At 60.9% G+C, this 12,542-nt stretch carries 11 protein-coding genes, 2 tRNA genes and 1 riboswitch; of the genes, 7 read left to right on the top strand and 6 right to left on the bottom strand.

Annotated features, from left to right (window positions below; genetic code table 11):
• Positions 1 to 86 precede the first annotated feature (86 nt).
• Both LXM96_RS21120 and LXM96_RS21115 read right to left on the bottom strand, forming a co-directional pair.
• A tRNA-Thr gene (locus LXM96_RS21120) sits at positions 87 to 162 on the bottom strand.
• Positions 163 to 280: 118 nt separating this feature from the next.
• Positions 281 to 1,237, bottom strand: coding sequence for an NAD(P)H-dependent flavin oxidoreductase (locus tag LXM96_RS21115; protein WP_240000530.1), 957 nt, complete (start codon positions 1,235 to 1,237; stop codon positions 281 to 283).
• A 205-nt stretch (positions 1,238 to 1,442) separates the two neighbouring features.
• On the opposite strand from LXM96_RS21115, the gene LXM96_RS21110 reads away from it, so the two are divergent.
• Entirely contained in the window at positions 1,443 to 2,648 is a 1,206-nt protein-coding gene (locus LXM96_RS21110; RefSeq protein WP_240000529.1) for a hypothetical protein, read from the top strand.
• Between the two features lie 19 nt (positions 2,649 to 2,667).
• On the opposite strand, the gene ppk2 is transcribed toward LXM96_RS21110, so the two are convergent.
• The gene (ppk2, locus tag LXM96_RS21105) at positions 2,668 to 3,549 is read right to left on the bottom strand and encodes a polyphosphate kinase 2 (RefSeq protein ID WP_240000528.1); all 882 of its coding nucleotides are present in this window, start codon (positions 3,547 to 3,549) and stop codon (positions 2,668 to 2,670) included.
• Positions 3,550 to 3,695: 146 nt separating this feature from the next.
• Between ppk2 and phoR the strand changes: the two genes are divergently transcribed.
• Positions 3,696 to 4,943 carry a phosphate regulon sensor histidine kinase PhoR gene (gene phoR, locus LXM96_RS21100; protein WP_240000527.1) on the top strand — a complete coding sequence of 416 codons (1,248 nt, stop codon included), beginning with the start codon at positions 3,696 to 3,698 and terminating at the stop codon, positions 4,941 to 4,943.
• Between the two features lie 120 nt (positions 4,944 to 5,063).
• Here phoR and LXM96_RS21095 read toward each other — a convergent pair whose 3' ends face one another.
• Complete coding sequence (locus tag LXM96_RS21095; protein ID WP_240000526.1) at positions 5,064 to 5,594, bottom strand: GcrA family cell cycle regulator; 531 nt, start codon at positions 5,592 to 5,594, stop codon at positions 5,064 to 5,066.
• 374 nt (positions 5,595 to 5,968) lie between these two features.
• Between LXM96_RS21095 and LXM96_RS21090 the strand changes: the two genes are divergently transcribed.
• From LXM96_RS21090 to LXM96_RS21080, 3 genes are all read left to right on the top strand, one after another.
• A complete protein-coding gene (locus LXM96_RS21090; protein WP_240000525.1) occupies positions 5,969 to 7,165 on the top strand; it encodes an aspartate aminotransferase family protein in 1,197 nt (398 codons plus the stop codon).
• 33 nt (positions 7,166 to 7,198) lie between these two features.
• Positions 7,199 to 8,116, top strand: a complete 918-nt coding sequence (argF, locus tag LXM96_RS21085; RefSeq protein WP_240000524.1) for an ornithine carbamoyltransferase — start codon at positions 7,199 to 7,201, stop codon at positions 8,114 to 8,116.
• Between the two features lie 167 nt (positions 8,117 to 8,283).
• Complete coding sequence (locus LXM96_RS21080; RefSeq protein WP_240000523.1) at positions 8,284 to 9,273, top strand: Hsp33 family molecular chaperone; 990 nt, start codon at positions 8,284 to 8,286, stop codon at positions 9,271 to 9,273.
• 20 nt (positions 9,274 to 9,293) lie between these two features.
• On the opposite strand, the gene apaG is transcribed toward LXM96_RS21080, so the two are convergent.
• Positions 9,294 to 9,686 carry a Co2+/Mg2+ efflux protein ApaG gene (apaG, locus tag LXM96_RS21075; RefSeq protein WP_240000531.1) on the bottom strand — a complete coding sequence of 131 codons (393 nt, stop codon included), beginning with the start codon at positions 9,684 to 9,686 and terminating at the stop codon, positions 9,294 to 9,296.
• A 147-nt stretch (positions 9,687 to 9,833) separates the two neighbouring features.
• Entirely contained in the window at positions 9,834 to 11,018 is a 1,185-nt protein-coding gene (locus LXM96_RS21070; RefSeq protein ID WP_240000522.1) for an O-succinylhomoserine sulfhydrylase, read from the bottom strand.
• 47 nt (positions 11,019 to 11,065) lie between these two features.
• Positions 11,066 to 11,144, bottom strand: a riboswitch (SAM riboswitch).
• Between the two features lie 73 nt (positions 11,145 to 11,217).
• On the opposite strand from LXM96_RS21070, the gene LXM96_RS21065 reads away from it, so the two are divergent.
• Together LXM96_RS21065 and LXM96_RS21060 are read left to right on the top strand one after the other, a co-directional pair.
• Complete coding sequence (locus tag LXM96_RS21065; RefSeq protein ID WP_240000521.1) at positions 11,218 to 12,312, top strand: 2'-deoxycytidine 5'-triphosphate deaminase; 1,095 nt, start codon at positions 11,218 to 11,220, stop codon at positions 12,310 to 12,312.
• A 69-nt stretch (positions 12,313 to 12,381) separates the two neighbouring features.
• Positions 12,382 to 12,455, top strand: a tRNA-Gly gene (locus LXM96_RS21060).
• Positions 12,456 to 12,542: the final 87 nt, after the last annotated feature.

The following is a 12,542-nucleotide window of genomic DNA, read 5'->3' as shown; positions in this document are numbered from 1 at the left end:
CATCGACAATCCGTTCGGCACGAGGTTGTCACCCATGTCTTAGGTACAAACCGTTACCTATGTGTCCGGGTCGGACAAGCAAGAAATGGTGCCGCTTGCAGGACTCGAACCTGCGACCCCATCATTACGAATGATGTGCTCTACCACCTGAGCTAAAGCGGCCTCTGCAGCGGCTCGTAGCCGGCTGCAACGTGATGCGGCTGATACAGGCAAAGATCGGCGATTTCAAGCCGCGATTTCGCGGCCACCGAATTTTCGCGTTGACCCTCCAGCGGCGCCTTCAGGCGCAGATGCGCGTCCGTGCGTCCCGGTATTCCTGCTCCAGCCGATCGACCAGATCCGCGACGGGAACGACCGCCTTGACCGACCCGACGCCTTGGCCGGCGCCCCAGATGTCTTTCCAAGCCTTGGCGCCGGTGGTCGCCTTGTCGAAATCCATCTTGGAGGGATCGGCAAGGGGAAGGTTGTCGGGATCCATGCCGGATGCCAGGATCGATCCCTTCAGGTAATTGCCGTGGATGCCGGTGAAGTAGTTGGAATACACGATGTCGGCGGCCTGGGACTGCGCGATCATCTCCTTGTAGGGGTTAACCGCGCGAGCTTCCTCCGTGGCGATGAAGGGCGTGCCGATATAGGCCATGTCCGCTCCCATCGCCTGTGCCGCCAGGATGGCGTCGCCGGTGCCGATGGCGCCGGCAAGCAGCAGCGGGCCATCAAACCATTCGCGGATCTCCTGGACGAGCGCGAATGGAGACAGCGTGCCGGCATGACCGCCGGCTCCGGTTGCGACTGCAATCAACCCGTCTGCACCCTTGCGAACTGCAGAGTTGGCATGCCTGTTGTTGATTACGTCGTGCAACACGATGCCGCCGTAGGAGTGCACTGCTGCATTCACTTCCGGAACCGCGCCGAGTGAAGAGATAACGATCGGCACCTTGTACTTCACGCACATCATCAAGTCGTGCTCCAGCCGCTTGTTAGAGGTGTGCACGATCTGGTTAACGGCGAAGGGGGCGGCCGGGCGATCAGGATGAGCCGCATCATGGGCGGCAAGCTCTTCCGTGACCATTGCGAGCCATTCGTCGAGTTGACTTTCCGGACGCGCATTGAGTGCGGGGAAGGCGCCGACCACGCCGGCCTTGCACTGCGCGAGCGTCAACGCAGGGTGGGAAATGATGAACAATGGCGACGCAACGACCGGCAGGCGAAGCTTTTCCTTCAGGATAGGCGGCAGCATGGATCCTCCTCCAGTGACGTTTACGCAAACGTCAATATGCCTACCAGAACCGAGCGCTCCGGAAAAGATGCTCTGCAGAGCTCTTGTCGGCTCCGGGGGAAGGCGGCCCGATTCTGCGGGATCGGGAGCTTGCAGTTCACGAGCGGAAAGATTACCGAAATGTAAATCAGGGGCTTCGTTCGAGACGATACAGGCAGGAATATCATTGAGCGGCTTGGAAACAGCGATCAGAAATGCGTTGGAGAAGTCCGACCGCGGCAACCCGGCGATCCGTGCGCAGATCTACCAGTCAGCGCGGCAGGCTCTGGAGTCCGGCCTTTCGAAACAGGGCGTGACGGACGTCCAGATTATCGCCACCCAACGCCAGCGCCTGGAGACAAAGATCCGGGAGATTGAGGAAGAGGAGCAACGCGCGCAGACACCGGCGCCAACACCGGCTACCCCTCAGGTTCCCGCTCCGGTACCGGAGGCGCATGAGCTACGAAATGTGCAGCAACAGCCCTCAGCCGGCGGCGCCTCCGCGGAGGCCTTCGCTTTAGGTGGTGCAACGCGGGACGAGTGGCATTACGCTGATCGAACAGAGGCCGGCGATCCATCAAGCCTTGGCGCCTTGCGCGCAGATCGCACCGATGCTGCGCCTGGCAAGATGTCTCAAGACGTGCATGGGGAGACGAGGGTTGATGGCGCATCTCCGGGTGCGCGCATCAAGGGCCGGCATCGGCGTTCAACGGATCCTTCCGCGTTGACCAACTCATCGACACGTTCAAGCTCGCCTCGGCGACGGCGCAGCCTGATGCCCGTGCTGGCCGCATGGCTTGTCTTCCTTGCCTTGATCGCAGCCGCCGCCTGGTGGGCCTATTCCTCGGGCCTGGTCCGGCAGTCGATGGAGCAGGCGATCGAGGCAGCCAACCGGTCGTCGCTCAACCAGCAGAACGGCCAGGGCCTCGGCCCTCAGGTGGGCTTCTCCGAAGACTGGCTTTTGATCTTTGATGGGAGCGATGCGGGTGCCGTAGAGGCGTCTGGCGCGGCGCAGTTGGAGCCTGCCGACACTGCGAGCGGGCCGGCGGTGCGCCTTTCCCTTGTAGCCGGAGCCGAGGGAGAAATCATGGTGGCGGTGCCTGTCGATATTCTACGGCAACTGGCCGGCCGCACGTCGACCATGGCGCTGACCGTACAATCCGCCGCTGATGCCGCAGTTGAATTCGCAATCTCGTGCGACTTTGGCAGTTTGGGCACTTGCCCCCGCCACCGATTCACGGCGCATCAGGAAAAGGCCGAGGCGCTGTTCCGCGTCACCTTCGCGGAAACGAGTGCTGCGGACGCTTCCGGCCACTTGTTGCTGACGACGAGTAGTGCCGCCGGCAGCAGCGAGATACTCCTCTATGCCGTGCGGATCCTGCCGGGGCAGTAGCTGCCCGGCCCGGCCTGCTCTAGGCTAGCAGCGCAGGGCCATGGTCGAGGATGTTGCGATCGATTTCCCCGATTGCGTCTCGGTCGCGGCCGTCATAGTCGATCGACAAAAGCAGATGGCGGATGGCGTTGACGCGCGCGCGCCGCTTGTCGTTCGCCCTGATGACCGTCCAGGGCGCATGCGGCGTGTGCGTCTTGTCCAGCATGCGATCGCGCGCCCTGGTGAAATCCTCCCATTTTGTCAGCGCGGCTATGTCCATGGGCGATAGCTTCCAGATCTTCAGTGGATCATGCCGCCGATCATGGAAACGCTTCAACTGCATCTCCTGCCCGATGTTCAGCCAGAACTTGAAGAAATAGATGCCCTCATCGATAATCATCTGCTCAAAACGTGGCGCCTCCTCGAGAAACCTCGCGCACTGCTCGTTCGAGCAAAAACCCATGACGGGCTCTACCACACCGCGGTTATACCAGGAGCGATCAAACAGCACGATTTCACCGGCCGTCGGAAAATGCTGCACATACCGCTGGAAGTACCATTGACCGGCCTCGATATCGCTTGGCTTGGAGAGCGCCACCACATGCGCCGATCGAGGATTGAGGTAGGCGCGTATTGCAAAGATGGTGCCGCCCTTGCCCGCGGCGTCACGTCCCTCGAACAATGCTATCAACCGTTTGCCGCTGGCGTTCAGCCAGAACTGCAGCTTCACCAGTTCGATCTGGAGAGCCTCCAGCGCCTTCTTGTACGCGTCCTTGTTCATCTTCACGTCGTACGGATAGCCACCTGACGCAAGGGCTGCATCCTGAACCCAATCCGGGAGCCTGGGATCATCGATATCGAATGAGCGTTGGCGGCCGTCGATCTCCAGCGTCACCGTTCGGTCCTGTTTGCTGCTTTCCATCAAGCTTACCCTTCTGGCTGACTGGAGACCCCAATGCGCAGCGCACCTGCCCGGTTCAAAATATCCTTCATGCGCCGGCCGTCGATGTATATCTGTCATGTGGGCGGATTAAGAGCCGGGCTTTGGGAGCGGGAGGTGATTCATTCATGGTGTCTGAGTGGGGGACGTGGCTAAGCAGGCGGTTCGGAGGCGCGTGGCTGCTGCTGCTTGCGCTTTCATTGGCTGCAACTCTGGGTGTGGTCGCCGGTGTTCCTCTATGGCAGGCAGCGCTGGGGTGGTTTGTTCTTTCAGGCTTGGCACTCGTTACAGACCGATCCCTTGAGCCGGATGCGCCGCCTTCTTCACAGTCGCCGGATCTGCCGGAGACAATCGATCCGCTTGCATATGTCTCCGCAACGCTTGAGGCGACAGATACCGCGTCACTGCTTTTGGACCGTGAAGCAAATGTGCTCTTCCAGAACAAGGCATCCGACCGAGTGTGGGGAGCCTTGCCGGTAGGGGTGCATCTGTCTGCGAGACTGCGCTCACCCGCTGTTCTGGACATGGTCCGCGAAACGCTCTCCACGGGGAAGCCAAACCAGATCGAGCACGCGGAGCGGTTGCCCTCTCAGCAAGTATTCCTGGCTCGGATAGCCCCGATCGAAATACCGTCCGGACAGGGCTTAGACAGGATCTATTTGCTCTCGTTCCGCGATATCTCGGAGCTCCGCCGGCTCGATCGGATGCGGAGCGACTTCGTGGCGAATGCGAGCCATGAGCTTCGCACCCCGCTGGCATCCCTGCGAGGCTTCATCGAGACTCTCCAAGGCCCGGCAAAGTCCGATCCAAAGGCGCAGGAACGGTTCCTTGCCATCATGCTTGATCAGGCGACGCGCATGAGCCGCCTCGTAGACGACCTCCTCTCGCTATCACGCCTCGAACTGAAAGCGAATCTTGCTCCGGAAGGAACGGTCGACCTCGTGCCGCTCCTGTCGCATGTTCGAGACTCCCTTGTGCCGCTGGCAGAGGATCTGGGTGTCGAGATTGATCTTCATCTTCCCCCCGCGCCCGTCGAAGTGACGGGGGATCGGGACGAGCTTGTCCAGGTCTTCGAAAACCTGATCGAAAACGCGTGCAAATATGGCCAGGAGGGGGAGCGGGTAGACGTCTATCTCACAGCCAGTGATCCCGGCCCGGTTGAGGTCACGGTTCAGGATCACGGCCCGGGAATTCCGTTGGAGCATGTGCCGCGCCTGACGGAGCGTTTCTACCGAGTGAGCGTCACCGACAGCAGGTCGAAAAAGGGAACGGGATTGGGGCTCGCTATCGTCAAGCACATCCTGACGCGACACCGGGCACGTCTTATCGTGAGCTCCGAAGTCGGGAAGGGCAGCCGGTTTACCGTCCGCTTCTAAGGAAGGATGATATCATCGTCTCGGCCGGCTGCTGTTCCCAGGCCATCCGAGCCAAACCGTCAGCAGATGAAGGCACAAAAAACGGGCCGAAGCCCGTTCTCTGGTTGCGTTGCGTTGCGTTTAAGCGCGAGCCGCGGCTCTGCGCCGTTCCGCCACCGGCTGGTAGGCAAGTTTTGCATGATAGCTGCAATAGGGGGACGCGTCCGCCGCATCCACACCACAGAAATGGAAGTCGTCCTTCAGCGGGTCGCCGACGGGCCACTTGCAGGTGCGCTCGGTAAGATCGGTAAGAGAGAGCTTGCGCGAAATCGGCACCACGACATTGGAGGCCGGGATGTACTCCATCTCTTGGATGGTATCCAGTTCGTGGTCTTCCTTCAGAGCCGTGGCGCCCACTGCCCGCGGTACGGTGCGGGTTGCAACGCGTGCCGGGTAATTGGCGGGACGAGCGGGGCTTGCGGCGCGCTTGGGATTGCGTGCTGCAGCCGGCGTGCCACCTGCCTTGGCGCGACCGGGCAGGTTCAGTCGATGGACCTTGCCGATCACGGCATTGCGGCTGACGCCGCCCAGTTGTGCTGCGATCTGACTGGCGCTCAGGCCTTCAGCCCAAAGCCTCTTCAGTTTCTCGACGCGCTCATCTGTCCAGTTCATGCCCGTTCTCCGCCTATTGAACGTGTTTCGGCATGCAGAATCCCTCCCCGTTGGCGCGATTGCATTTCGCGCCAGCCACTATATCTAGGCTTTGGGTGACTAGTTCCGCCGCATGCAGTCTAGTTGTTGAGGACAACCTACTGTTCGGCAGACTCGGTGGCAAGAGTCGCAGGAATCGCGACGAATCGATTTCGCGGTTTTCCCCAACTTGCTTTTGAAGCGAGTCATTTTTGTCACATCCGCAGCGCCTGCAGAGGAAGCCCGTTTTGTTGACACATCGCGGCGAAATAGAGATAGTGCGCACGCCGCCCACAGGGCGGCATTTTGATTTTGCCGCCCGCTGTATCGGCGGCACTGCCGAAGGAGTTGTCGTGATGGCTGGGCCTGCGCTGTTCGAAACCTATAACCGCGTCCCGCTCCGCTTTGAGCGTGGCGAGGGGGTTTGGCTGACGACTGAAACCGGCGACCGCTACATGGATTTCGCCGCGGGCATTGCGGTCAATTCTTTGGGGCATGCGCATCCGCACCTCGTCGCGGCGCTAAAGGACCAGGCCGACAAGCTCTGGCACCTGTCGAACCTCTATGATGTTCCTGGTCAGGAAAAACTTGCGCGGCGGCTGACGGAAGCCACCTTTGCAGATAAGGTCTTCTTCACCAATTCAGGGGCCGAGGCTCTGGAGTGCGCGATCAAGACAGCGCGCCGCTACCAGTTCAGCAAGGGTCGTCCCGACCGCTTCCATGTCATCACCTTCGAGGGGGCATTCCATGGCCGTACGCTTGCGACCATCGCTGCTGGCGGGCAGGCCAAGTATCTGGAGGGCTTCGGCCCCAAGGTGCAAGGTTTCGATCAGGTTCCCTTTGGCGACCTGGAGGCGGTAAAGGCTGCGATCACGGAGGCCACGGCTGCCATCCTGATGGAGCCGGTCCAGGGGGAAGGCGGCCTGCGTCGCGTTTCCAACGAATTCATGCGGGCTGTGCGAGAGCTCTGCGACGAGCACGGTTTGCTTCTGATCCTGGATGAGGTTCAGTGCGGCGTCGGACGCACCGGCAAGTTCTTCGCCCACGAGTGGTCGGGTGTCACGCCGGACATCATGGCCGTCGCCAAAGGCATCGGCGGCGGCTTCCCGCTCGGTGCCTGCCTTGCGACGGAAGAGGCCGCAGGCGGAATGAAGCCCGGCACGCACGGCACCACCTACGGCGGAAACCCGTTGGCCATGGCGGTGGGCAATGCGGTGCTGGATGTAGTTCTCGCCGAAGGGTTCCTGGAACATGTACGGGACGTGGCGCTCGTCTTCCGTCAGGGCCTCGAAGGTCTGAAGGATAGGTTCCCCGATGTGATCGAGGAGATCCGTGGCGATGGCCTGATGCTTGGTATCAAGGCAAAGGTGATGAATACGGACCTGCTGATGGCCATGCGTGACGAGCGCCTGCTCGCGGTCGGAGCCGGAGACAATGTAATCCGGCTTCTGCCGCCGCTGGTCGTCACCGCCGCGGAGGCGCGCGAGGGGCTTGCCCGTATTGAGCGTGCCGCCGAAAAGCTGACTAAGTCGGACCTGAAGAAAACCGCGTAAGGAGTGGAGGGCAACTCGTCCTCGTTGAACGACATGGCGTCACCAAAGCATTTTCTTGATATCTCTGCCGTTTCTGAAGTCGATCTGCGGACCATCCTGGAGGATGCCAAGACACGCAAGCAGGCGACAAAGGCCGGTACTGCAGACAAGCCGCTCGCAGGCAAGATGCTGGCGATGATCTTCGAGAAGCCCTCCACCCGCACCCGCGTCTCCTTTGACGTGGGTATGCGCCAGCTCGGCGGTGAGACTCTTTTCCTGTCTGGGACTGAAATGCAGCTTGGCAGGGCTGAAACCATTGGCGATACGGCGCGCGTTCTGTCGCGCTATGTCGATGCAATCATGATCCGCACGACAGACCACGCCCGCATGCTCGAAATGGCCGAACATGCCACCGTCCCCGTCATCAATGCGCTGACAGATGATACCCACCCTTGCCAGATCATGGCCGACATCATGACGTTCGAAGAGCACCGCGGGCCGGTCAGGGGCAAAACCATCGCCTGGACCGGAGATGGCAACAACGTGCTGCATTCGCTCGTCGAGGGCGCTGCCCGCTTCGGCTACCGCATGAATATGGCAGTACCCATGGGCTCCGAGCCTTCCGACAAATTCCTAAACTGGGCCCGCAACAATGGCGGCGACATCATGCTTTGCCATGATGCCGAACGTGCGGTGGCAGGGGCCGATTGCGTTGTGACGGACACCTGGGTGTCCATGAACCAGGAGCACAAGGCGCGGGGCCACAACATCTTCCAACCCTATCAGGTCAACGCGCAGTTGATGAAGCAGGCGGAAAAGGATGCGCTCTTCATGCATTGCCTGCCCGCTCATCGAGGTGAAGAGGTGACGAACGATGTGATTGACGGACCTCAGTCCGTGGTCTTCGATGAAGCTGAGAACCGTCTGCATGCGCAGAAGTCGATCCTCGCATGGTGCTTCGGCGCCGTCTGACGCCAAGTCTTGATTTGCCGGAAAAGCGCCCCCATCTGTCGGCTTTCGTTAGCGCGGCCGTGACCCAGGCCGCGCCTCACACCCATCGCCGATGATTTTTGCGCCGCAGCGGTTCCGCCCGGACCCGCCCATGTGTAGAAGCAGGACACGGCGCGAAGGAGCAAGCCATGGCGGAAGCCACAGTTGAACTCAAGGATCTCGATTTTGCCGGCGACGACCGTGTAGTTCCCTTCCAGGTGGAGGGTTTGGACGTGCGCGGTCGAGCCGTGCAGCTTGGGCCACTGCTGAACTCCATTCTCGGGCGGCACGACTATCCGGCACCCGTCGCACGGCTGCTCGCTGAAGCCATCGTCTTGACCGCGCTTCTTGGCACGTCGCTGAAGTTCGAAGGCAAGTTCACCGTGCAGACGAAGGGCGATGGGCCGGTCGACCTTCTTGTGGCGGATTTCTCGACGCCCAACAGCCTGCGCGCCTATGCTCGCTATGACGAGGACGCGTTGGCAGAGTCGGTTGCCGCAGGCCGGATTTCGCCGCCCGAATTGCTTGGCAGCGGTGTCCTCGCATTCACGATCGATCATGGTCATAACATGCAGCCTTACCAGGGCATCGTACCGCTCGATGGTTCGTCGCTAGAGGAAATTGCCGGCGTCTATTTCCGTCAGTCAGAGCAGATCCCCACCAAGGTGCGCCTCGGGGTGGCCGAACTACTGGATCGCGATCCGTCGGGGAGGCCTCGCCACAACTGGCGCGCTGGTGGCCTTGTGGCCCAGTTCCTCCCGCAAGCGCCCGAGCGGATGCGCCAGCCGGACCTTCATGGCGGCGACGGCGACGAGCGTGGTCACGACCAAAGTGACGACGACGCCTGGACGGAAGCGCGCATGATGGTCGAGACCATCGACACGGACGAATTGACCGATCCGCAGGTGCCTATCGAACGGCTGCTGTTCCGGCTCTTCCACGAGCGCGGCGTGCGCGTTTACCAACCGCAGTCGGTTGCCGACCGATGCAGTTGCTCGCGCGAGAAGATCAAGAGCGTGCTGGAGGGTTTCAGTGCGGAGGAGATCCAAGCGAGCGAGGAGGATGGGGAGATTGCGGTTACCTGCGAGTTCTGCTCAACGACATACCGGTATAAGGCAGAGGAGTTCGCTGCGGCCTGACCAGAGCCTGCTGATGAATGTCAGTTGAGGACGCGCACGAGGCCGGGAGAATCAAGCGAGAAGGCGGGGATTTCGACATCGAAGGCCTCGCCTTCGTCCGTCTCCATCCGATAGTGCCCGAACATGACGCCGGATGGCGTGTCCAGCGGGCAGCCGGACGAATACTCATACCTGTCGCCTGGAGCCAGACGCGGCTGTTCCCCCACGACCCCCGGCCCCTCGACCTCATCGACGAGACCGCTCTGGTCGGTTATATGCCAGTACCGGTGTGTCAAGCGCACCGTCGAGGAGGATTGGTTCTCGATCACGATATGGTAGCCCCAGACGTAGCGGCTCTCCTCCGGATAGGATTGCTCCTCCAGATAAAAGGGTTCTACGACGACTTCGATGTCTCTGGTGCGAGCCCGGTACATAACGCGGCACTTGTTGATGATCCGGACTCGGATATCGTACAGCTTGTGGCGCCCGTCAAGGAAAGGGAGCCCGTCCAGCCGGCCTTCACCGCCCATTCTCGAGTTAAGGATAACTGGAAACCTTAAGGGCGGCTCTCGGAGGAAGCGTCAGCCCGGCATCCTCTCCAAAGCGCGGGCGAAGTCCTCTAGCAGATCCTGTGTATCTTCTATTCCTGCCGAAAGCCGCAGCGTACCCGGAGATATGCCGAGTTCCGCACGCGCTTCGTCGGAAAGGTTCTTGTGCGTCGTCGTGGCCGGATGCGTGATCAGGCTCTTGGCATCGCCGAGATTGTTGGAGATCTTGACCACCCCCAGTGCATTCTGCAGCGCGAACGCCGCCTCCTTGCCGCCCTTGAGTTCAAGGCAAACCAGCGTCGAGCCGCCGCTCATCTGGCGCGCGATGACATCCGCCTGCGGATGATCGGCCCGCCCCGGATATATCACCTTCGCCACCTGCTTCTGCTCGGCCAGGAAATCGGCGATCTTGGCTGCGTTCTCCGTCTGTTGTTTCACGCGCAGCGGAAGCGTCTCGATCCCCTTGAGCAGCGTCCAGGCGTTGAACGGAGACATGGCCGGTCCGGTATGGCGGAAATAGTCCTGCAGATGCTCCGTCACCCACTCGGTGTCGGACAGCACGACCCCACCAAGGCAGCGCCCCTGTCCGTCGATGTGCTTGGTGGCGGAATAAACAACGATATGGGCGCCAAGCTCCAGCGGCTTCTGGAAGAGCGGTGTGGCGAACACGTTGTCGACCACCACCTTGGCGCTGATCTGGTTGGCGAGTTTCGCCACACCTGCAATATCAACGACCTCCAGGGTGGGATTAGTCGGGCTTTCGAGGAAAAAGAGCTTGGTGTTCTTCTGGATCGCCTTTTCCCAGTTCTCCAGGAAGCGCCCGTCCACCAGTGTGCATTCGATGCCGTACTTCGGTGCCAGCGTCTCCACCACCCAGCGGCAGGAGCCGAAGAGGGCACGGGCGGCGACGATATGATCCCCCGCCTTCAACTGGCAGAGGATAGCAGCGGCAACGGCGGCCATGCCCGAAGCGGTCGCACGGGCATCCTCGGCGCCTTCCAGCATGCACATCCGCTTCTCGAACATGTCATTGGTCGGGCTGCCGTAGCGGGCATAGATGAAGCCCTCGGTCTCCCCCTTGAAGCGTGCCTCTGCTGCTTCCGCGGTCTCGTAGACGAAGCCTTGAGTCAGGTAGATGGCTTCCGACGTTTCTCCGTATTGCGACCGGAGCGTTCCACCGTGAACGAGCTGGGTTGCGGGGCGCCAATTCTTCGACATGCGCATGCACCTTTCAGACACAAAAAAACCGGCCGTGCGAAAAGCAGACCGGTCTCACCCCGGTCTCTTTAGCCACTTGTTTAACGTGGCTGCAAGCCGACCGGCCAAATCACCACGGGATAAATCTGCCATACTCTCGGTCTCCGCTTGCGTCAATGGCTGCCATTTGGTTTTGTCCGGGCAAGCGAGGGGCAACACCATGACAAGGACCACGGGCATTCTGGCGGACCGGGCCATTACGGCACTGTTTGAGAGCGGGCGCCTCCTGTCTGAAAAGAGGCTGGATGCCGACCAGGTTCAACCTGCGAGTCTGGACCTGCGCCTGGGGGCGAAGGCGTTTCGCGTGCGGGCAAGCTTCATGCCGGGTCCCAACAGCCGGGTGTCGGACAAGTTGGACAGGCTGAAACTCCACGTGGTCGACCTTTCGGAAGGCGCCGTTCTGGAAACGGGGTGCGTCTACATCGTGCCTTTGATGGAAAGCTTGGATCTTCCGGCGGAGATGTCGGCCTCGGCGAACCCTAAAAGCTCCACCGGGCGGCTCGATATCTTCACGCGCGTCATTACCGATTATGCGCAGGAGTTCGACAAGATCCCGGCGGGCTATTCCGGGCCGCTTTACCTGGAAATCAGCCCACGCACTTTCCCGATCGTCGTGCGTCGCGGTTCAAGGCTCTCGCAGATCCGCTTTCGCGTCGGCAATGCCGTGCTGAACGAGCCGGAACTGCTGGAGCTGCATCAGGCGGAAACGCTGGTGGCATCGAGCGATCCCAATGTCAGTGGCGGCGGGATTGCCCTGTCGATTGATCTGACGGGGGATAAGGACGGCTTGATCGGCTACCGCGGCAAACACCACACCGCCGTGGTTGATGTAGACAAGAAGGCCCAGCACGACATCTTCGATTTCTGGGAGCCTCTCTATAGCCGAGGCCGCAATGATTTGATCCTCGACCCGGACGAGTTCTACATCCTCGTCTCCCGCGAAGCAGTGCATGTGCCGCCGCTTTTTGCCGCGGAGATGACGCCCTTCGATCCGCTCGTGGGCGAATTTCGGGTTCATTACGCCGGCTTCTTCGACCCGGGCTTTGGCCACGCCCAAGCTGGCGGAAAGGGAAGTCGCGCGGTGCTGGAGGTGCGCAGCCATGAAGTGCCCTTCATCCTCGAGGACGGCCAAATCGTCGGGCGGCTTGTCTACGAGAACATGCTGGAAAGGCCGCAGGCGCTCTATGGCGTGGGCCTAGGCTCCAACTATCAGGCCCAGGGCCTCAAGCTCTCGAAGCACTTCCGGCTTGGCTGAGACACACCGGCATCGGCGCTTATGGGTGCTTGACAGGAGCCGCGAACTAGGAGAACTCTGCCTCCCGTCGCGGGTGTAGCTCAATGGTAGAGCAGCAGCTTCCCAAGCTGACGACGAGGGTTCGATTCCCTTCACCCGCTCCAGTTCCGGAAATGTCCGACCCGGACACATAGGTAACGGTTTGTACCTAAGACATGGGTGACAACCTCGTGCCGAACGGATTGTCGATG

Origin of the sequence: Rhizobium halophilum (assembly GCF_021648825.1) — a bacterium.
In the GTDB taxonomy this organism is placed as follows: Bacteria; Pseudomonadota; Alphaproteobacteria; order Rhizobiales; family Rhizobiaceae; genus Neorhizobium; species Neorhizobium halophilum.
This window is presented reverse-complemented; position numbering and strand designations above follow the sequence as displayed.